The organism is Herbiconiux sp. A18JL235 (genome assembly GCF_040939305.1).
Taxonomy (GTDB): domain Bacteria; phylum Actinomycetota; class Actinomycetes; order Actinomycetales; family Microbacteriaceae; genus Herbiconiux.
This window is the reverse complement of the sequence record NZ_CP162511.1, coordinates 3,016,369-3,036,237: the sequence shown is the minus strand read 5'-3', so window position 1 is coordinate 3,036,237 and position 19,869 is coordinate 3,016,369. Positions and strand designations below refer to the sequence as shown.

Genomic DNA, 19,869 nt, shown 5'->3' with positions numbered 1-19,869 from the left:
TGATCATCGTGAATCAGGTCTCGGTTCTGCCCGGTGGCTCGCCATTTGTCGGGTCGTTCGTCGAGGTGTGGGACTGGGGGGATCGTGGTGCGGATGGTCGGGCTGGCCGAGGGGTTCGTGCGTCAGGTGCTCGACTTGCAGCTGGAGCTTCGCGACGATCGGGGTGGGCCGTATGAGTGGAGGACAGCGACGTCGGGCGGGATGGTGCTTCCGGAGGAGGTGATGCTCGCCTTCGACGGAAGGCTGAGTGAAGGTGCCCGAGAGTTGCGGTTGGTGGTCGCCGCATCAGGTGACGTCGTGATGTCGGTCACCCTTTGAGCTCCCGCAGGACGACGCCGCGCTCTCGATCGAACGAGAGGGTGGGGATGGTGGCTCGTCCGATTGGAGCCATAGGCATCGGGTCTGGCGGGAGCCCGCGCAGCGGGCGGGGGACTATGGCTCCAACCGGACAAGACTCCGTCCTCACCCGGCAGCGGACACATTGGGCCGCCGCCGCGTTCGTAGAGGACTGGCCTCAGCTCGGGTTGATCGGCTGGATGATGCCGAGGGTTGTGCGCTCCAAGCGGGCGTTTTCGAGGCCCCACGTGAGGCCCGCATCGAGACGAGCGCTGATCGCGTCGGTCATTCGCTTGCCGCCGAAGATCGACAGGGCCTCGCGCTTGAGGTCGGGCTCTGCCAGACCTGCCGACGCCTCGGAGACGATCGACATCGCGTTCGCGATCTCCACTAGAGGGACCTGATCCAGTGCGCGGACGTCGCCCTGCTGCGTCGCGCGAGCCCGCCGCCAGGTCGACGGATCGAGCTCGGTTGGCCAAGCGAAGGGCTCGGTTGAGCGGGCCTTCATTTCCGCGGGGACGAAGTGGAGAATGGCCGTTGCTCGGGACTGCGCGACCTTATTCAGGTCGAACGCGGCTGCCACGAGCTTCGCGAGACGCACCAGATGGACGGGGCCCTCGGTTGCCACGATCTCGCGGATGACTGCCTCGACTGCTCGGGCGGCGTCTTGGCGAGGGAGGGCGTCGAGGACTGCGGTCGAGCCGACGCGGCGGGGCGTCCATGGGGTGTATGGCTCGATGAGGTCGACGGTGGTGGAGGGGGAGGTGGGAGACGTGGCGCCGAGCTTCAGGAAGAGGCCCGGCGGGTTCGTTGGCGTGAGGTCGCTTGGCGATTCGCCCTCGGTTTCGTAGACGTCGACAGCGGCTGCGGTGGTCGACGAAGTGGGGCTCTCGATCTCCGCGTCGTCTTCGAGGGCCTGCTCGACCAGCGAGTCGACTCGGGCGAGTTGCTCGGTGTTGGCGGCGGCCGCCTGGACGTCGGCGATCGCCAGTTCGAGGCGGTCGAGGACCGCCTCACGGGCGTGCAACCACTCCGGGAGCCAGACGCGCTCGACTGCGGGCCAGCGCATCAGGTTCTTCAGGACCTCGGTGGGGAGGCTGTCGCGGTCGGCGACCGTGCGGCGAGACTTCCAGGAGTCGCCGTCGAGCAGCACCGCCAACACCGGGCGGTCGGGCGCGTCCGCGGGGGCGATGCTCAGGTCGACGCGGAAGTCGGAAAGGCCGACGTCCGTCTTCACCGCGAGTCCGCGCATCCGGAGTTCTGCGGCGATGTCGTCTCGGTGGCGGTCGAAGATCGCTGTGCGGCGGGGGTCGGCCTCGAGGGCGTCGGAGCCGCCGGCCGCCATCTCGAGGTAGGACTTCAGGTGTTTCACGCCGATGGAGCTCGTCTGCTCGGCACGCAGCTCCGACGGGTCGAAACTTGCGAACAACAGGACCTGGCGGCGGGCTCGAGTGACCGCCACGTTCAGACGGCGCTCGCCGCCGGCGCGCTGCAGGGGGCCGAAGTTCAGGGGGAGGAAGCCCTTCTCGTTCACGCTGAAGGCGATCGAGAACAGGATCGCGTCGCGCTCGTCGCCCTGCACGTTCTCGAGGTTCTTCACGAACAAGCCCTCGCTGTCGTGGTCGAGGGCGTTCAGGATGCGCTCGTCACCCGTGTCGCGCAGCAGGTTCTCGATGAAGTCGCGCTGCTGGGCGTTGAACGTGACCACGCCGAGGGATGGGGCCTCGAAATCGGCGAGGGGAACATCCGGCCCGGCCAGAGCCACGGCCGCGTCGAAACGGCGACGGATCTCGGCCACGATCGCCTCCGCCTCGATGCGGTTCGTGCGCAGCTCCTTGCCCTTGCCCGCACGGTTGAAGGTGCCGTTCACCCGCACCAGCGAGACACCGTAGCCATCCAACGACGACCGCTCGGCCGCACGCAACGGCGCCGGGAACGACGACAGCCGGCTCTCGTAGTAGTGGTGGTTGCTGAACGAGATGAGCGACTCATCCTGACTGCGGTAGTGCCACGACAACCACTTGCTCGGCACCTGCGACTGCACGCACTCCGAGAGGATCGACTCCTCGTCTTGCACCACCTCGGCCGACAGCTCGACCTCGTCGTCGGCGTCGAGCGCCGTCTCGCCGAAACTGGAGGGCGGCATCTGCTTGCTGTCACCGACCACCACGACCGAACCGGCGCGGCCCATCGCACCCACCGCATCCGCCACCCGGATCTGCGAGGCCTCATCGAACACGACCACATCGAACAGGCCCGGCTTCGCGGGGAAGAACCTCGCCACCGACTCGGGCGACATGAGCGTGATCGGCAGGATCTGCGTGATCAGCTCGCCGAAGGTGTCGAGCAGGGTGCGCACGCTCATCCCGCCCCGCTGCCGTTCGAGCTGGCGGCGCAGGAGGCCCACCTGGCCGGCCGGTGCTGACGAGTCGAACCGGCGCAGCGCCAGTACGTGCGCCGGGATGGCGTTCGGCAGTTCGGCGCGGATCGCCAGCGCACTCGTGGTGAAGCGCTCGATCGAGCGGTTGTGGGCCGTCGGGTCGAAGTCGGCGAGGCCGGTGCTCTGTTCGCGTTCGTCGACGGATGCCGCGGCGAGACCCTTTTCGAACGACAGACGCGCGTCATCCGCACTGAGCTCGCCGCACTCGAGCGCCTTCACCGCCTCGGCCATACCTCGGCGGCGGAGCGGCTCGAGTGCGCGCGTGAAGGCCAGCCAGCGGTCGAGGGCGACGGGCGTGGGGGAGTCGAGGTTGCGGCCGGCGCGGGTGGCGGCCCAAGCGGCGAAGAAGGTTTGGCGCTGGGGCTCAGGAGACTGGCTGGTCGGGGCGGTCTGATCGGTCAAGGCAACGTGGCCCGTCCTGTCCGCCGGGCCGGAGGCCCACGCGCCGAGATCGCTTGCTGTGGTGTGGGCCGCCGTGATGAGGGCCGACCATGCTGTTGCCAGCGCTGCGATCGCGGCAGCTCTGGATGCGTCCGGCGGCGTCGTCTCGTAGAGGCGGCGGCACTCGCGCGTGAACGCATCCGGATCCTCACCGGGGCGGACGCCGATGGTCGTGCCGACCCAGCGGAGCCAGGCGATCTGCGCCGTGACGGAGTCCGCGTCGGCCGGACGGAACGGGTTCCAGTCAGCGCCGATGCGCACGCCGGCGAGTTGCTGCACGTGAGTGCGCAGGGACTGGAGGTAACCGGCCGACTCGGCGATCTGGCCGGTGAGGGTCGAGAGCTGCTTGAGGTCGACCGCGCCGGGGGAGCGCAAGGCCGGCCCGAGCCGCGCCGCGACCGCACGGCGGCGCTTCTTACGGCCGAAGAAACTGGACTGGTCGGCGGCGATCGCCTCGGCGTGAATGCCCGCGATGTCGAGGGCGACAGCCTCGGGCTGGGCCTGCTGCAACCAGGCTGGAGGTGACTGCGTCAGAGCGGTCAGCTGGTCGACGACCGCTTGCGCCGCCGTGTTCCAGGCGCTGGGTGTCGTCGTGTCGCGGGCCGCGTCGATGATGGCCAGCGGCTCACGCTGGTAGCCGTCGATGCGCGACCAGTCGGCGAGCTGCTCGGGGTCGTGGGCGGCGACGATGGTGTCGAAGGCCACGCCGGCGTCGAGGGCTGCGGCGATCGCTCGGTCGAGGTTCTGCGTGGCGGTGTGGGCGGCGGCCGAGTCGACGGGCGCATCCGGTCGGTCGATCACGAAACCCCACGGGTTCACCCGCTGCGGGCGCACATAGTCGGCCGTTTCGGGGAGGTCGCGGAGCGCCTCCCGGATCGCCTCGAAGTCGTCGGCCGAGCCGCCCGACACGAGGCCCGAGGGGACAGGCATCGCGGGCACGAACGCATCCGCCGACAGCTCGCTCGTGCGCGCCGAATAGAGGGAGAGGCCGGCCGAGTTCTTCTCGTGCAGGCGCTCGGCGTAGCGCGAGAGGGTGCGGCGGTTGGAGTTCGCGATCTCGAGGTTGGTGGCGAGGGCGGCGCCATCCATCGTGACCCGGTGTTCGAGAGCCGCCTTGATCTGCGCGCGCACCGCGGCGGGGCGCGCACCCTTGTCGTGGAGGTCGAGCGAGAACGGGCCGAGGCCGATCTCGTCGAGCCGGCGCTGCACCACCGACAGGGCGGCACGCTTCTCGGCCACGAAGAGCACGCGCTTGCCGTCGGCGAGGGCCTTCGCGAGCAGGTTCGTGATGGTCTGCGACTTGCCCGTGCCGGGAGGGCCCTCGAGCACGAAGGTGCGGCCATGCGCGGCTTCGGCCACCGCCTCGAGCTGCGAGGAGTCGGCGGGCACCGGGCACTGGGCGCTCAACGCGTCGAGATCGACGGCGTTCTCGTCCGTCGCCGGCGGCACCGGGTCGACGAACGGCAGCGTCGGCGTCTCGATGAGGTGCTTCACGAGCGGGTTGCCGGCGAGCGACTCCCAGTTCTCGTCGAGGTCTTTCCAGAGCCGGAACTTCGCGAACTGCAGGATGCCCAGATTCACCGAGTCCTCGACCCGGAACGGGAGATGCGCATCCAGCATCGCCTGCCGCACGGCGGTGAAGGCCGCCTGCAGGTCGATGCCCGCGCCATCCTGAGCCGGCTCGGCCAGACCCGGAATCGTCAGGTCGAAGGCCTGCGACAGCTTCTCGAGCAGACAGTAGTTGGGGGTGGATGCGCCGGACTCGTCGAGGGTGAGGCGGTAGAGCGACCCGCGATTCGCCGTGGTCAGGTTGACGGGGATGAGGATCAGGGGCGAGCGGAGTTCGCGGTCGTTGAACGACCAGTGCAGCATCCCGAACGCGAGGTAGAGGTTGTTCGCGCCGGTCTCCTCCACGATCGTCTTCGCCTTGTAGGCGAGGTAGCGGAGTTTGGTGGCGTACGACTCCTCGCTGATGTCGACGTACGCTTCCTTGCGGTCGGCGAGCAGCTGGGCGCGCGTGTCGTCGGGGAGGTCGCGGCCGAACTGGATCTTGCGCTCGCGATCCACGGCGCTGACCGCGTTCGACGGGCGGAGCGAGAGGTTGATGCCCGAGTTGATCTGGTCTTCGAGGAGGGCGAGGGAGGCGCTCGGCACGGCGAGGGAGTAACCGGCGCGGTCGGTGAAGTTGATCAGGCGGTTGCGGAGGCTGAGGTCGAGGAGGGAGTTCTTCCACTGGGCGACCCGCGGGGGCGCGGTTCGTTTCGTGCCGGCGCCGGCGCCGTCGGGGTTGGCCGGTGCGGCGTCCCGGCCGTCGCGCAGGGCTACTCGCGCGGCGACGCGGTACTCGGTGACGACGACGGTGCCGTCGGGCTCCACCGACCGCGACGGCAGCGGGAAGATACTCGCCGAGCGGGCGGCTCCGACGTCGATCGCGCCGATGAACGTGCTCGGCGCGCCCTCGATGCGAGCTCGTGCTGCCCTCTTCGCTTCGTCGAAGTCGCCGTTGCGGGAGTCGGTGACGGCCGTGGTCTCGATCAGCACGATGTGACCGAGCGCCGTGCGGTTGACGAGGTCGCCGGGTTCGAACTCGACCACGGAGCCGAGCTCGCTGTTCTGACGCCAGTAGCCGAGGAAGGCGTGGCCGTCGAAGATCCACAGGGTCGAGTTGATGCCCGCCTGTTCGAGTGCTGCGGCGAGCACGACCGTGGTGTCGAGGCAGGTGCCGACCTGGCCCTCGAGCACTTCGGCGGGGGTGCGCACCTTCTGGCCGGTGCTCGACCAGCTCGCAGGCGGTTCGGCGTAGCGGATGCGTCGGGAACGCATGGCCTCGTAGATCGCCTCGACCGTCGCATCCACCCGTTTCGGGTCTTCGAGCTGGTAGCCCGTCATGCTGCGGTCGCCGGTGCGCTGCTCGAGGAGTTCGCCCGCCTCGTGGAGGAGGGGCTGGATGGCGGCGGCGTTGGGCTGCACGTAGGCGGGCAGCAGCTCCATGCCGAGCTGCACCGGGTTGGTGCGCCACTGCGAGGCGGCGAGCACGTCGACGTCGGCGGATGCCTCGGCTCGTGTGGTGCCGTCGGTGTCAGTCAGGCGAGCGGTGATGCGCCCGGGGCGCTGTTCGTCGACGGCGAGCATGGTCGCCGGGTCGAGGTAGAGGGTGAGGTCGGAGAGGGTGACTGTCGCATGCTCGGCGAGGTCGATGAGGGTGGTGGTGGGAGTGCCGAGGGAGCCGAACGCATCCGTCGCCTCGATGGCGAGGGCGGCGGCGCGCAGCATCGGGCCCGGGTTCGTGATGGTGACGGACTCGAGGGCGGAGAGGCGGGCGTTCGCCTGGGCGTAGCTGACGACACCGGCGGTGGTGAGGAGGAGAGTTACCCTTTCGGGGGCGCTCGCGGGCGCGCTGGCCAGGTCTTCAGGGGTGATTTCGGACTCCATCGAGCTGCTCCCGGCGCTTCTCGGCGATCGAACTCGCAGCGCACGGGCACTCGTCACTGCGTGTGTCGAGTGTAGCTTCGGTCGCTCACGGTCCGGTGCTCTGAAGCGCGCACTCAGCCAGGCTGCGATCTCGTCGATGGAGTCGATCTCGTCGAACGCGACGGCGAGCATGAGGTCGTACTCGGCGTCGATGTGGGCGGTGTTCCAGAATCCGTTGCCGGTCGGCGATCGAACGCTTGGCTGCGCCGGTCGACGCGGTTGATCGCAGCCATAACTTTCTTAACGCCGCGCTGGCCGCATCCTCATCCGTAGACGACGGGCAGGCCTGCTGAGGCTGAGGGGAACCCTGTGGCGCTGAGCGTGATGGTGGCGACGGGTGGCGGAGTCTGGCCGATTCTCGCCTTGCCGAGGAGGATCTCCAGCGGGCCCGCGATCTCGCCCGCCGTCACGGTGGCGGTGTAGACGAGGGTGCTCGTGGCGCCGGAGCTGTCTGGGGGCCCGGCCGTCCAAGTGGATACACCGTCGTGACCCGCGAAGAAGAAGTCCGGCGCGAGGAGCACGGTTGCGGTGAGGCCGCCGGCGGGGATCTCTGTAGCGCTGTCGTTCGTCACCCGGATGATGTACTGGGTGAACACCGCGAACTGCTCTCCCGGAGGCCCGAACCGTTCCGGGGGCGAGACGTAGAGATCGAGCCGACGGGTGTCTTGACTCGCGGCGGCCGCAGGAGCAGCGGCCGCCGCGAGCACGACGGGCGCGGCCCAGACGGCTCCGACCACGGTTCGGCGGCTGAGGGTGTGGGGGGCGTCCTCGCTCATATCGGCAGAGTAGTGAAGAGGGCACGCCCTGAAGCGGCCATGTCCGCAAGAGGCAGCAGCGACTCAGGGGGCCGTGGATGGGGCGGTCGACTTGGACTGGGGGCGGAGCTTGGGAGGCGTGGGAGCGGCGGGGGCTTCCGGGACCGCGGGGGTGCCGTCGGCGACGGGGGCGAACGACGGTGCTCCCGGGGTGGCGCTGCGGGCGTTGGAGGAGGCGCCGCGCTCGGCGTCGGTCTTCTGCTCCTCGACGACGATCGGATGCTCGGTGGCGTAGGTGTCTTGGCGGATACCGGTGATCTGCCACGACACCTCGATGCCCGGCTTGTCGGTGGCGATGTCGAAGCTGCCCTTCGCCACCTTGCGGGAGACGATCGCTTGGGCGAACGTGCCGATGACGGTGAGCTGGTAGCGGAAATCGCGGTTCAGGGCCTCGAAGTAGGCGGGCAGGGTGACCGTGGCGAGGCCCTTCGCGTCGGTCGTGACGTTGCCGTTGTAGATGTTCATCATGTCGGGCGACTCCACGAAGGAGTGCGACAGCCACTTGTTCTGGGGGTCGAGCGGGTGGTCGATCTTGAACGAACCAGCGCTCTTCGAGAGGGTGCCGTTCACGTGCATCCGGCCCTGAGCCCAGATGGCGTAGCCCGCGGGGCTCGCCGTCTCGCCGAAGAGACCGTAGACCTGACCGCTGGTAGCGGTCGACTTGCCGTAGACGCCGTAGGTGGGCGCCTCGCCCCAGACCCCGACGTACCCGGAGTCGCCGCGCACGCCGGCCGTGCGGCCGTTGATGCCCTGTGCCCCGTACTGGCCGCCGTCGCCCAAGACCGACGCGCCGTTCTGGTTGCTCGTCTGACCGTAGACTCCCGTCGTCGACCCGAGAGCGAAGGCGCCGACGTTGCCGCTCGCGTAGATGCCGTAGTTGTCGCCGAACAAGATCGCCCCGTAGCTTCTGCCAGAGAAGTACCCGCCGTAGCTGCCGGTGCCGGTGCCGATGCCTGTCACGCCCATACTGCCGCCCTCGGCGTAGCATCCTGTGTAGCCACCCTTGCCGTACACGCCGATGTAGTTGGTCGACCGCCCCTCGACACCGTAGCCCTCGGGAGCGGAGCCCTGCACACCACGGCCGTCGGTTCCCGTCGAGGTGCTGGTGCCCTTCACGCCGATGCTGCTGCTGACCGCGTCGACCCGGGCGGCCGGGTCGGTGACTCCGAGTCCGAGCCGACCCTGCGCGGTGAGTCGCATCTTCTCCGACAAGGCTGAGGAGGTGTTCGACTTCGTCTTGAAGATGAGCGGGATGCCCGAGGTGGTCGGACCCAGGAAGTTGCTCGTCGTGACACCCGAGTTGCCGCCGAGCATCCAGGGGGTGTTGGCCGCGGCTGCGGCCGCCGGTTCGGCGGCTCCCGAGGTGGCGGCGACAGCGACGCCGGCGGCTGCAGTGGCGGCCCCGGCGAAGAGGAGGCGCCGCGGGAACCGCCGCTCCAGTTCGGGTGCGTCGAGATCGGCGGTGGGGTTCTTTGCGGACAAGGGAGACTCCGGGATGTCGGCGGTGCACGGATGGGGAGTGACGCGATGCCCGAGAGTGTAGACCCGGGCCGGTCGCCCGTACAGGGCCGAATGGAGTCGATCAGGCCTGCTTGCGCCTCGCGATGGCGTCGGTGAGGCGTTGCACGTCGGCGGGGTCGGCGTCGGGGGCGAGAGCGACGTAGTGATCCATGACGGAGGGCCGGTAGCGCACCGGGAAGATCTGGCCCGGAGCGAGCCGGGTGAGCGCCGTGATCGTGAGGCTCTGGTCTGCAATGCCACGGAACGTGACGCCCTCGGCGGTCTCCACGTCGAGCATGAGCACCACACGCGGGCTGCCGTCGCTGCTGACCTCCCGCCAGTCGACCAGAACGCCGAGCGCGAGCACGCCCGTGCGCAGCTCCGCGTTGCGACGGCGGGCGGCGCCGCTCAAGATCGGGTTCGGGGCGACACCCGGGAAGTCGGGGCCGACGCCGAGTGATTCGCGGCTCAGATCGGGCCTGAGCTGCGCCATCATGTCGGTGAGGCTCTGCCTCTTGCGGGAGCCGAACATCCTGGCCTCCTCCACGCTGCGGTGCCGACGTCGTGGCTTGGTCGTCGTCGCTCTCTCCGATCGTATCCGGCGCTTCTACTTCACCGACGCGTTCGCTTCCGCCTTCGGCTCCGTGCCCGCCTCTGCCGTCAGGAGCGACAGCGCCTCGAAGAGAGCCGCGCGCTGCGCCTCGTCGAGGGGAGCGAAGAGGGTGGGGAGTTCTGCCGACACCACCCGGTGCCCGGCGGCGAGGGCGTCGGCGCCGACGGGGGTGAGCGTGTACTCGAGGCGGCGGCCGCGGCCGGCGGTGCGCTCGACCCAGCCGCGGGCGATCAGGCGGGTCGCCAGGGTGCCGAACGACTGGTCGGTCTGGAACGTCGCCACGGCGAGGTCGTGACCGGATGCGCCGGGGAGGTTGTCGATGGCGCGCAGGGCGTCCCATTGCACGAGGCTGACGCCGGCGGTGCGGAGCGCGGCGTCCATCGTGCGGTGGTTGCGGTACTGCGCTCGCTTCAACGCCTGCCCGAGCAGTTCCAGATCGGTTGCCATGGTGCTACTGTATCAGCAACTTTATATAAGTATGTTGATTTGGAGTGATCATGATTGGACAATTTGCCTCCCACGCATCCGTCACCGAGGCAGGCGACCCGTCGCTGCCCGCGGCGCTCGTGCTCCACGGCGGTGGCGGGCCGCGCACCGTCGCGCCCCTCGTGGCGCGGCTCGGCGCGACGCGGCACGTGTTCGCGCCGACGCATCCGGGGTGGGATTGCACTGAGCGGCCCGCCGATCTGACCTCGGTCGCGCAGCTCGCTGACGACTACCTTGAGCTGCTCGCGGCCGACGATGCGCAGGTGCGCGCGCGGGGCGGGGTGGCGCTGGTGGGGTCGTCGATCGGCGGATGGATCGCACTCGAGATGGCCGTGCGGGCCGCCATCGACCCGCGATTCGAGGGGCTCGTCGACCGCGTCGTCGTCATCGACTCTGTGGGAGTGGAGGTGGCGGGGGAGCCGATCGCCGACTTCTTCTCGCTGAGCCCGCGGCAGCTCGCCAAGCGCGCGTGGCACGACGCCGAGCGCGGCTTCGTCGATCCGGCGGGGCTCTCCGACGCCGAGCGGGCCGTGCAGGCCGGGAATGCCAGGTCGCTGGCGGCGATCGCGGGGTCGGCGATGAGTGACCCCACGTTGCTCGCACGCCTCGCGGCCGTCACCGCGCCCACCCTCGTGGCGTGGGGTGCGAGCGACCGGATCGCGACTCCCGCCTACGGGCGTGCGCTCGCGGCGGCGATTCCGGATGCGCGGTTCGCCCAGATCGAAGGCGCGGGGCACCTTCCGCATCTCGAGGCGCCGGCTGAGACGTACGCGGTTCTCGAGGGGTTTCTGTCGGCGGGGCGGTGAGCGCGGGCGGCCGCTACGGCCGCTGGGAGGTGGAGTCGTCGCCGGGGGAGGCGGGCTCGATGTTCTTCACCGCCCAATCGGCGAGGGCGATCGCGTGGGGCAGGAGGGTGTGCGCCTTCGGGGTGAGCTCGTATTCGACGCGGGGAGGAACCTCGGGGTAGGAGGTGCGGGTGACGAGGCCGTCTTCGGCGAGGTGTCCGAGGGTGCGGGAGAGCATCCGTTGGGAGATGCCCGGCACGCTGCGCTGGAGGTCGGTGAAGCGCAGGCGGGTTTCGTGGAGGGTGGCGATGACGAGCAGGGTCCACTTGTCGGCGATGCGGTCGAGCAGCGTGCGGATGGCGCGGCCCTGGTCGCCGCGGATGAGGCAGACCTTCTCGTAGTCCGACATCCGCTCGCCCTTCGTTACACGCGTGTGCCTTTTGTAAGGCCTCTTCCGAGCGCCCATGCTGGCAATGCTTACTCATCGTAACCAAGGAAGAGGTTCGCCATGCTCATCGCCTACTGGATCGTCGCCGGGCTGCTCGCCGTGTTCTACGTCTACTCGGGCGCTCTGAAGAGCATCCGGTCGAAGGATGCGCTCAGGCCGATGATGGGATGGGTCGACGACCTGCCGCTCGCTGCCGTGCGGGCCATCGGCGTGCTCGAGGTGCTCGGCGCGGTCGGGCTCATCGTGCCGCAGCTCGTCGGCATCGCCCCGTGGCTCGCGTTCGCGGCGGCGGTCGGGCTCGTGCTCGTGCAGGTGGGGGCGGGGGTTGTGCACCTCCGGCGGGGCGAAGCGGTGTGGATGAACGCGGTGCTTCTCATCGTCGCGGGGGTGGCGGTGTGGTTGGCGACGGTGTGGTTGTGAGGTGCATGCTGACCTGTGGAGAAATCCGATGTGGGCGATCGACCGCGTAGTGTGACTGCCATCCCTACGCCGATGCTGTGTCAACGACCGCGGAAGTAGGAGCCATGCCATCCCCAGCGCTCACGCCCAACACCACTGCCGGGCGGGCTGCCGAGCAGATATTCTCGGTACACCATCTGCGACTGCGTGAGGGAGATGATGTGTCACTTTCGATCGAACTGAGCGACGACGAGCAGCAACGCATCGCTGCGGTGACCGCGCGCACCGGCCAACCAGCCGCGGAGTTCGTGCATGAGGCGATCGTGAGCCACCTGGACGAGGTCGACGATGCCGCGTGGGCAGAAGAGTCAGCAGCGGAGTGGGTCGGGTCTGAGCAGACCACCCGTCCGCTCGGCGAGCTTCGCCGCGAGTTGGGACTTTGACCCGCTGGACGGTTGAGACGAGCCCCGAGTTCGACAAGGCTGTCCGCAAACTCGATCGGGTAGTCGCTGCTCGCATCCTGACGTACCTGGACGGGCTTGCCGAACTCGACGACCCTCGTGCGCGAGGCAAGCGGCTGAGCGGCAATCTGTCGCACTTCTGGCGCTACCGCATCGGCGACTTCCGCCTCCTGGTCGAAGTGCGAGACGAAACGCTCGTGGTCGTCGCCGTGCGGCTCGGGCATAGGTCAAGCGTCTACTGATCGCACATCGAAGCCCCCGGGGTGGGCGGAAGGATGCGGACTCACAAGGGACCGCGGGCCGGCCGCACCAGGTGGGCGGCCGGCCGGCGGCGTGCGGTCGCGCCGGGTCAGGCGCGGGGGGCGAGGGCCTCGGCGTAGAAGGCGGAGGGGTCGTTCGCGAGGGAGGCCTTCACGAGGCGCGACCAGTCGTCGGCGAGCACCTCGATCGCGGCCGACTCGATGCCGTCGAGAGACGCTGCGGCCACGGCGCGCGGGGCGATCTTCGGGCCGTCGTAGCGGGCCATCATGTCGGTGTCGGCAGCGCCGAGGTGCAGGGCCTGCACGAGGGTGCCCTGGGCGGCGAGCTCGAGGCGCACGCCGTTGGTCATGGCCCACTCGGCGGCCTTCGCGACGGCATAGCCGTTGGCGCCGTTGGTCGAGAACCACGACAGGGCCGAGTTCACGTTCACGATTGCGCCGCCGCCGTTCGCCCTCAGCACGGGGGCGAAGGCGCGGATCACCCCGAGCGTTCCCCAGAAGTGCGTGTCGAGTTCGCGGCGCACGCCGGTGAGGTCGTCGGGTCCGAGCAGGTTCGCGGCGGTGGTGATGCCCGCGTTGTTCACAAGGAGGGTGACGTCGGTGGCGTGAGCCGCAGCATCCGTCACCGAGGCGTCGTCGAGCAGGTCGAGGCGCAGCACCTCCACGCGCGGGTCGACGAACTCACCCGATGGCACGGCGTCGGGGCGGCGCACGGCCGCGTAGACCTTGGCCGCGCCGCGCTCGAGCAGCTCGTCGACGAAGCTGCGGCCGATGCCGCGGTTGGCGCCGGTGACGAGGGCGACGGATCCTGCGATGTTCATGGTGTTCCTTTCACGTGGGGCGACCGCGGGTGGGGGCGCCATCCGTCGACTACGCTAAGACTTCACGTTGACGTCAAGGGCAAGTCGGGCGTCACGCCCACGGCGAACACGGCGTCGGCGACATGGAGAACGGATGCGCGATGAGCGACATGAGGATCGGCGAGCTCGCCGAACGGGCCGGCGTGAGCACGCGGGCACTGCGGTACTACGAGGAGCAGGGCATCCTGCACTCCGAGCGCACGCCGAGCGGCCAGCGGGTTTACGGCGAGGTCGCCGTCGACCGGGTGCGGCTCATCCAGCACCTGTTCTCGGCGGGTCTCGCGAGTCGCACGATCGCGCTCATCCTGCCGTGCGTCGACACCGGGCACGCCCCACCCGAGATGCTCGAGAGCCTGCACAGCGAGCGCGACCGCATCACGCGGGTGATCGCCGACCTCGAGGTGGCCAGGCGGCGGCTTGACGAGGTGATCGAGATCACCGAGCATTCGAGCCCGGAGGAGTGCGAGCGGGTGCGCGATGGGGCGGGGCGCACGTCGGCGATCCTGGGCGCGGTGGCGTAGGCGCGGCTGCGCGGCCCGGCGGGCGCAATTCGGATCGGGCCCTCGTGCGCTGTCAGAATCGAGGGATGCAGAGCGACGTGGACTCGGTGACGGTGCGTGAGGCGGATGTCGAGGGCGATGACGCGAGGGCGGTGAGTCACCTCGTCGAGGCGTACCTCGTTCAGACGGAGGCGGAGAAGGCGGAGCGCCTGGGGGCGTCTGCGTCTGCGTCCGCATCCGCATCCGTCGACGGTCGCGACCTGCCCGAGCGGTACCGCAGTGAGGTTGACGACCCGCGGCGGGCGTACGCCGACGCGATCGTGCTGCTGGCGGAGCTGGCGGGCGAGCCGGTGGGTGTAGCGGTCGTGCAGCCGAGCCCGGATGCGCGGGAGATCAAGCGCGTCTGGGTCGACCCTGCGGCGCGAGGCCGGCGGGTCGGCTCGGCGCTCCTCGACGCGGCACTCGACGGGCACGCGCTGCCGACCCGCCTGACTGTCTGGGACTGGCGCGAGGCCGCCGTGCAGCTCTACCGCTCGCGAGGTTTCGTCGAGGTCCCGTCGTGGGACGATCGACCCCGCCTCGTCTGTTTGGAGCGCCGACCCGCATCCGCATCCGAAGAATGACGCGAGGGCGGGTGCTCGGTAACCACTCAGTTCACCGAGCACCTGGTCATCGCGGACGGTCGGATGCTACGCCTGCAGCTCCGCACGCAGGAGGGCGGCGCCCGCGCCGAGGGCGGCGAGTTTGCCGCGGGCGACGCTGCGGGGAAGCGGCGCCATGCCGCAGTTCGTGGAGGGGTAGAGCTTGTCGGCATCCACGAACTGCAGGGCCTCGCGGAGGGTCTCCGCCACTTCCTCGGGCGTCTCGACGGTGCTCGTGGCCACGTCGATGGCCCCGACCATCACCTTCTTGCCGCGGATGAGCTCGATGAGGTCGATCGGCACGTGCGAGTTGCGCGATTCCAGCGACACGATGTCGATGTCAGACGCCTGGATCTTCGGGAAGATCGCCTCGTACTGGCGCCATTCCGAGCCGAGGGTCTCCTTCCAGTCGGTGTTGGCCTTGATGCCGTAGCCGTAGCAGACGTGCACCGCCGTCTCGACGGTCAGCCCTTCGATCGCCCGCTCGAGCGCCGCGACGCCCCAGTCGTTCACCTCGTCGAAGAAGACGTTGAACGCGGGCTCGTCGAACTGGATGATGTCGACCCCCGCATCCTGCAGCTCCCTCGCCTCCTCGTTCAAGATGCCCGCGAACTCCCACGCGAGCTTCTCGCGGCTCCTGTAGTGGGCGTCGTAGAGGGTGTCGACCATGGTGAGCGGTCCGGGGAGCGCCCACTTGATGGGCTGGTCGGTCTGCGACCGGAGAAAACGCGCATCATCGACGAACACCGGCTTCTCACGGGTGACGGCCCCGACCACGGTGGGAACGGATGCGTCGTACCGGTCACGGATGCGCACGGTCTCCCGCTTGGTGAAGTCGACGCCGTCGAGGTGCTCGATGAACGTGGTGACGAAGTGCTGGCGGGTCTGCTCGCCGTCGCTCACGATGTCGATGCCGGCCTGCTGCTGGTCGGAGAGGGAGAGGCGGAGCGCGTCGCGGCGGCCCTCGTCGAGCACCTCGACGTCGAGCTTCCAGGGCGACCAGAGCTTCTCGGGCTCGGCGAGCCAGGCGGGCTTGGGTAGGCTGCCGGCGGTGGAGGTGGGGAGGAGGGTGGTCATGAGCGGGCTCCCTGCGGGGCGAGAAGGCGGGCGGGGGCGTCGTGGGCGGGGGAGCCGTCGGGGAAGGGATCGACGTTGCGCTCGCGCGCCGCGAACCCCGCCGACCATTCCTCCAACGCCTCCTTGTGCGGATCGATGAAGTGCTCCTCGGCGAACCGCCCCTGCTCGATCGCGAGGCGGCTGCGCTCCTCGCGGTCGTAGACGATGCCCGTCGGCTCGAAGTCGGGGTTCGAGAGGCTCGGCCGGTACTCCTGCCCCGCGGCATCCGTGGCGCTGTAGATCTCGGGCCGGTAGATCTTCTGGAACGTCTCCATCGTGCTGATGGTCGCTATCAGTTCGAGGTCGCTGTAGTCGCCCGTGAGGTCGCCGTCGAAGTAGAAGGCGAGGGGTGCGCGGCTGCCCGGCGGCATGAAGAATCGCACGCCGAGCCCCATCTTGGCGAAGTAGGCGTCGGTCGACGAGTACGCGCTCTGCCGGTACTCGACCCCCAGAACCGGATGCTCGGTGTCGGTGCGGTGGTACGTCTTGCTGCTCGAGACGCTCAGGCAGATGACGGGGGGCTTCGCGAAGCGCTCGGCGAACGCGTCGGAGCGCACGAAGGCCTTGAAGAGGGTGCCGTGGAGGTCGCCGAAGTCGGCGGGGAGGGGCTCGCCGGCCGCGGCACTCGCCGCGTGCTGGGGCAGCCGGATGCTGAAGTCGTAGTCGCGCACGTACGACGAGAAGTTGTTTCCCACGATGCCGGGGAGGCACTCGCCGGAGGCGCGGTCGAGGATCGTGGTCTGCAGCACCTCGATGAGGGGGACGGCGTCGTGGGTGCTGCGGCCGTCCGCATCCTGGAAATCGAGGCTCACCGAGACGATGTCGAGCTCGAGCCCGTAGCGGGTGCCGTCGACGCCGATGCGGGCGGCGAGGTCGTCGAAACGCTCGTCGATCATGCCGAACGCCCTGCGCAGGTTCTCCTTGCGCTTCTCGCCGCGGGCGAGGTTGGCGAAGTTGGTGGTGATGCGGGAGCTGGCGAGGGGGCGGTAGCCGTCGTCGAAGCGGGTGAAGTCGAGGGAGAAGCCGAGGTTCGTCATCGACAGCACCCCGCACAGTCGCGAGCGGCGCGGAACATGCGCGAGGCGCGGGTGCTCCGGGCGTCGGCGAGGCGGGTGCTCATCATGCTGGTCATGTCAGTGCTCCTTGACGGGGAAGAGCCACGACGGCGCGACTCCACGGATTCGGATGTCGCAGGCGTGTCCAGATCGGACGCGAGGCTTCGTTTCGCACTGCCCTAGCAGGTTACGACGCGGGCGGGGGTCGTGGTGGGAGATGACTTTGCGTTACGTGATTCGGTGCGCCCGCCTGCTCGATGCGGCGCGGGCTCGTCAGGGGCGTTCGAGCTCGCGAGCGAACGAGACCGTCGTCCCGGTGCGCTCGATTTCGCTGAGGCCCGCCTTCTCGAGCACGCGCTGCGACGCGCTGTTCGCGACATCCGTGTCGGCCCGTGCCCGCAAGGCCCCGTGCTGTGCGGCGTGCTCGAGGGCTCCGATGACCGCCTCCGTCGCGAGCCCCTTGCCGCGCGCCGACGGAACGAGACCGTAGCCGAACTCGACGGTGCCGGTGTGATCGGGCGGACCGAAGAAGCCGAACCCTCCGACCGCGACACCGTGTGCGTCGCGGACGAGGTAGAGGGTGAAGACGGGATCGGTCGTGGGCGACGCGGCGAGCGCTCGGAGTGGACCGAGCTCGTCGGCGAAGGGATACTCCGGGTGCCACGCGTCACCGTCTCGCTCGTCGCGATCGATGATGCGTTGCGCGAGCGCCCCGGAGATGGGTTCGAGGGTCGTTCGTGCCGTGCGGATGGTCATCGGGGTCAGTCTCTCACGGACGCACCTCCTCCGGCCCGAGCGGATCGCGGCGAGCGCTCGAGCGGGTGCGGAGTGGGACGAGCAGACTGGGAGGCATGCTGACTGCCGGAGTGGATCTCGCCGCTGAAGCCGCAGGGACGGCTCTCGCGGTGGTGGAGTGGGCAGGGAGGGGCGCCGATGGCGCTGGGGCTCGCGCGCGGCTGGTCGAGGTGACGGTGGGGGTCGACGACACGGCGATCGTGGGGGTGGCCGGCGGGGTGGAGAAGCTCGGGATCGACTGTGCGCTGGGTTGGCCGGACGCATTCGTCGACTTCGTATCAGCGCACGCGGCGGGGCGGGCGGTCGCAGGGGAGGTGGACGGGGGAATGGAGTGGCGGCGGAGACTCGCCTACCGGGAGACGGACCGGCGGGCGCGAGAGGTGACGGGGCGGTGGCCGCTGAGTGTGTCGACCGATCGGCTCGGGCTGACGGCGATGCGGTGCGCGGGGCTGCTCGCTCGGCTCGGCGAGAGCGGGGTGGAGGTCGATCGGTCGGGGAGCGGGCTCGTGGTGGAGGTGTACCCGGGGGCGTCGTTGCGGCTGTGGGGGATCGACACGAGGAACTATCGGGTCGATGCGGATGCGCGCCGGCGCGTGCTGGCCGAGCTGAAGCAGGCCGCGCCGTGGATCGAGCTGGGCGGATTCGAGGAGCGGATGGTCGCCTCCGGTGACGCGCTCGATGCCCTGGTCGCGGCTCTCGCGGCGCGGAGCGCGGCGATCGGGTCGAGCGCGCAGCCCTGGCCCGAGGTCAGGTCCCAGGCCGAGCGGGAGGGGTGGATCGCGTTGCCGACCGGTGCGCTCCGCGACCTTGCGCATCCGCTCGACTAGTCGGCCTGCCGCTGCGGGCGCGCGCCGGCCATCGCCGCGAGCGTGCGGTCGATGTCGTCGTCGTCGTTGAAGTAGTGCACGCCGACGCGCACGCGGGAGCCGGAGACCTGGGCCTTGACGCCGGCCTCGAGGAGGTGCCGGGCGATCGCCTCTCCGTCGAACGCGCCCGCGTCGACGACGGCGATGTGCGTGCGCTGGAAGGGGGTGACCGGCGTGAAGCCGAGCTCCTGTGCACCCTCCCACCAGCGCGCCGCCAGCCGGGTGACGTGCTGCTCGACGGCGGTGCGGTCGAGGCGGGAGAGGAGGTCGATCGCGGCGAGGGCGCCGATGAAGGAGAACCAGGCGGGGGAGGTGTCGATGCGTGACGCATCCGAGGGGAGGTCGAGCTCGCCGCCGAAGTAGCCGAACGGCGGCGCGGTGCTCTTCCAGCTGGGGAGGAGGGGCGTGAGCTCGGCGAGGCGGTCGGGGCGCGTGATCATCCAGGCGGCCCCGCGCGGGCACAGCATCCATTTGTAGCCGTGCACCGCGACGAAGTCGGGGGCGATGGCGTCGATGTCGAACGGCAAGACGCCGTACGACTGCGTGAGGTCGACGAACAGGCGCGCGCCGACAGCATCCGTCGCCTCCCGCAGCGCCGCGAAGTCGGGGCGCACGCCGTTCGAGGTGAGGGTGTCGCTCACCGCGACGAGAGCCGTGCCCTCGCGCACCGCGGCGACGAGATCGTCGGTCGGCGTGAATCCGCCGCGCGACGGCACCCGCACGACGGGGTTGCGTTCCGGGTCGAGCGCGAGCCACGGGAAGAGGGTGCTGCGGAACTCGTCGTCGGCCACCACCACCGGCCCCGGCGGGAGGGAGGCGGCGACCGTCGCCGCGCCCTCGGCGACCGAGCCGAGCACCGCGACGCGACTGCTCTCGACGCCGGCGTAGCCTGCGAAGGCCTCGCGGGCATCCTCGGCGGCCCAGTCCCAGTCGCGCCACGAGAACTCGCCGCGCTGCCAGTCGCCGAGGGTCGAGGTGAGCGCCTGCAGCACCGGGGTCGCACCGGGAGGGGAACCCGGGGTGTCGAGCCAGGCCCAGGTGCGGAGGGCGTCGAACTGTGCGCGGAAGCCCGCCTGGTCTAGCGGATGCGCGGCCGAGGGCGCGAGCGGCGAATCGGGCTCCGTCACGGCCGCGCGTCCACGGCCGCCCAGCCCTCGAGTTCGATGTGGATCTCGGGCTTGATGAGCGCCGCCACCACCGCGAGCGAGTGCCCCGGGTAGTCGCCTTCGGGGAACCATTCAGCGAACACCCGGTCGCGCCCCGCGACGAATCCGGGAATCGACTCGGTGCCCGACACGAAGGTGAGCAGCCGCACGAGATCGGCCGGGGTCGCCCCCATCGAGGCGAGCAGCCGCTCGATGTTGCGCAGCGCCAGCACCGTCTGCTCCTCGGCCGACTCGGCGATCACGCCGTCGGTGTCGTTGCCCACCTGCCCGGCGATGAAGACGAGCTGCTTGCCCTCGGGCACCGACGTCAGGTGACTGTACTTGCCGATGGGCGGAGCGACGGTGTCGGGGTTCCAGCGCGTGGGAGTGGTCATGTCGCTCTCCTGAGGAGTCGGATGCGCGGGTCGCGCGAGTG

Annotated in this window: 20 protein-coding genes; 8 read left to right on the top strand and 12 right to left on the bottom strand. The window is 69.7% G+C overall.

The features are described 5' to 3' along the window. The first annotated feature begins 93 nt into the window (after positions 1-93). The gene (locus ABFY20_RS14195; RefSeq protein WP_368496874.1) at positions 94-318 is read left to right on the top strand and encodes a hypothetical protein; all 225 of its coding nucleotides are present in this window, start codon (positions 94-96) and stop codon (positions 316-318) included. A gap of 196 nt (positions 319-514) precedes the next feature. Here the strand turns inward: ABFY20_RS14195 and ABFY20_RS14190 are convergent, their stop codons facing one another. The 5 genes from ABFY20_RS14190 to ABFY20_RS14170 all read right to left on the bottom strand — a co-directional run bounded on the left by ABFY20_RS14190 (position 515) and on the right by ABFY20_RS14170 (position 10,063). Next, positions 515-6,649, bottom strand: coding sequence for a DUF4011 domain-containing protein (locus tag ABFY20_RS14190; RefSeq protein ID WP_368496873.1), 6,135 nt, complete (start codon positions 6,647-6,649; stop codon positions 515-517). A gap of 302 nt (positions 6,650-6,951) precedes the next feature. After that, positions 6,952-7,464, bottom strand: coding sequence for a hypothetical protein (locus ABFY20_RS14185; RefSeq protein WP_368496872.1), 513 nt, complete (start codon positions 7,462-7,464; stop codon positions 6,952-6,954). A gap of 63 nt (positions 7,465-7,527) precedes the next feature. Continuing rightward, a complete protein-coding gene (locus tag ABFY20_RS14180) occupies positions 7,528-8,985 on the bottom strand; it encodes a hypothetical protein (protein ID WP_368496871.1) in 1,458 nt (485 codons plus the stop codon). Positions 8,986-9,085: 100 nt separating this feature from the next. Continuing rightward, the gene (locus ABFY20_RS14175) at positions 9,086-9,535 is read right to left on the bottom strand and encodes a hypothetical protein (protein ID WP_368496870.1); all 450 of its coding nucleotides are present in this window, start codon (positions 9,533-9,535) and stop codon (positions 9,086-9,088) included. Between the two features lie 75 nt (positions 9,536-9,610). After that, positions 9,611-10,063 (bottom strand): MarR family winged helix-turn-helix transcriptional regulator, encoded by a 453-nt coding sequence (locus ABFY20_RS14170; RefSeq protein WP_368496869.1) that lies wholly within the window; start codon positions 10,061-10,063, stop codon positions 9,611-9,613. A 50-nt stretch (positions 10,064-10,113) separates the two neighbouring features. Between ABFY20_RS14170 and ABFY20_RS14165 the strand changes: the two genes are divergently transcribed. Then, positions 10,114-10,908, top strand: a complete 795-nt coding sequence (locus ABFY20_RS14165; RefSeq protein WP_368496868.1) for an alpha/beta fold hydrolase — start codon at positions 10,114-10,116, stop codon at positions 10,906-10,908. A gap of 13 nt (positions 10,909-10,921) precedes the next feature. On the opposite strand, the gene ABFY20_RS14160 is transcribed toward ABFY20_RS14165, so the two are convergent. After that, positions 10,922-11,296, bottom strand: coding sequence for a winged helix-turn-helix transcriptional regulator (locus ABFY20_RS14160; RefSeq protein WP_368496867.1), 375 nt, complete (start codon positions 11,294-11,296; stop codon positions 10,922-10,924). Positions 11,297-11,395: 99 nt separating this feature from the next. Here ABFY20_RS14160 and ABFY20_RS14155 point away from each other — a divergent pair, with 99 nt between their 5' ends. The 3 genes from ABFY20_RS14155 to ABFY20_RS14145 all read left to right on the top strand — a co-directional run bounded on the left by ABFY20_RS14155 (position 11,396) and on the right by ABFY20_RS14145 (position 12,437). After that, positions 11,396-11,755, top strand: coding sequence for a DoxX family protein (locus tag ABFY20_RS14155; protein ID WP_368496866.1), 360 nt, complete (start codon positions 11,396-11,398; stop codon positions 11,753-11,755). Between the two features lie 104 nt (positions 11,756-11,859). After that, positions 11,860-12,177, top strand: coding sequence for a hypothetical protein (locus tag ABFY20_RS14150; protein ID WP_368496865.1), 318 nt, complete (start codon positions 11,860-11,862; stop codon positions 12,175-12,177). Further along, complete coding sequence (locus ABFY20_RS14145) at positions 12,174-12,437, top strand: type II toxin-antitoxin system RelE/ParE family toxin (protein WP_368496864.1); 264 nt, start codon at positions 12,174-12,176, stop codon at positions 12,435-12,437. The genes ABFY20_RS14150 and ABFY20_RS14145 overlap by 4 nt, the downstream gene beginning before the upstream one ends. 107 nt (positions 12,438-12,544) lie before the next feature. Here ABFY20_RS14145 and ABFY20_RS14140 read toward each other — a convergent pair whose 3' ends face one another. Next, positions 12,545-13,276 carry an SDR family oxidoreductase gene (locus ABFY20_RS14140; RefSeq protein ID WP_368496863.1) on the bottom strand — a complete coding sequence of 244 codons (732 nt, stop codon included), beginning with the start codon at positions 13,274-13,276 and terminating at the stop codon, positions 12,545-12,547. Positions 13,277-13,416: 140 nt separating this feature from the next. Between ABFY20_RS14140 and ABFY20_RS14135 the strand changes: the two genes are divergently transcribed. Together ABFY20_RS14135 and ABFY20_RS14130 are read left to right on the top strand one after the other, a co-directional pair. Further along, complete coding sequence (locus ABFY20_RS14135) at positions 13,417-13,836, top strand: MerR family transcriptional regulator (protein ID WP_368496862.1); 420 nt, start codon at positions 13,417-13,419, stop codon at positions 13,834-13,836. Positions 13,837-13,901: 65 nt separating this feature from the next. Beyond that, a complete protein-coding gene (locus ABFY20_RS14130; RefSeq protein WP_368496861.1) occupies positions 13,902-14,438 on the top strand; it encodes a GNAT family N-acetyltransferase in 537 nt (178 codons plus the stop codon). A 66-nt stretch (positions 14,439-14,504) separates the two neighbouring features. Here ABFY20_RS14130 and ABFY20_RS14125 read toward each other — a convergent pair whose 3' ends face one another. The 3 genes from ABFY20_RS14125 to ABFY20_RS14115 all read right to left on the bottom strand — a co-directional run bounded on the left by ABFY20_RS14125 (position 14,505) and on the right by ABFY20_RS14115 (position 17,383). Beyond that, positions 14,505-15,533, bottom strand: a complete 1,029-nt coding sequence (locus ABFY20_RS14125) for a methionine synthase (RefSeq protein ID WP_368496860.1) — start codon at positions 15,531-15,533, stop codon at positions 14,505-14,507. After that, complete coding sequence (locus ABFY20_RS14120) at positions 15,530-16,609, bottom strand: putative oxygenase MesX (RefSeq protein ID WP_368496859.1); 1,080 nt, start codon at positions 16,607-16,609, stop codon at positions 15,530-15,532. Before ABFY20_RS14120 ends, ABFY20_RS14125 begins: the two co-directional genes overlap by 4 nt. A 291-nt stretch (positions 16,610-16,900) precedes the next feature. Beyond that, entirely contained in the window at positions 16,901-17,383 is a 483-nt protein-coding gene (locus ABFY20_RS14115) for a GNAT family N-acetyltransferase (RefSeq protein WP_368496858.1), read from the bottom strand. 95 nt (positions 17,384-17,478) lie between these two features. Between ABFY20_RS14115 and ABFY20_RS14110 the strand changes: the two genes are divergently transcribed. After that, a complete protein-coding gene (locus ABFY20_RS14110) occupies positions 17,479-18,249 on the top strand; it encodes a DUF429 domain-containing protein (protein WP_368496857.1) in 771 nt (256 codons plus the stop codon). Here ABFY20_RS14110 and ABFY20_RS14105 read toward each other — a convergent pair. Both ABFY20_RS14105 and ABFY20_RS14100 read right to left on the bottom strand, forming a co-directional pair. Then, on the bottom strand, positions 18,246-19,415 hold the full coding sequence (locus ABFY20_RS14105) for an aminotransferase class V-fold PLP-dependent enzyme (protein ID WP_368496856.1): 1,170 nt from the start codon (positions 19,413-19,415) through the stop codon (positions 18,246-18,248). The two genes, ABFY20_RS14110 and ABFY20_RS14105, sit on opposite strands and share 4 nt — an antisense overlap. Further along, positions 19,412-19,828, bottom strand: coding sequence for a RidA family protein (locus ABFY20_RS14100; RefSeq protein WP_368496855.1), 417 nt, complete (start codon positions 19,826-19,828; stop codon positions 19,412-19,414). Before ABFY20_RS14100 ends, ABFY20_RS14105 begins: the two co-directional genes overlap by 4 nt. Between the last annotated feature and the right edge of the window lie 41 nt (positions 19,829-19,869).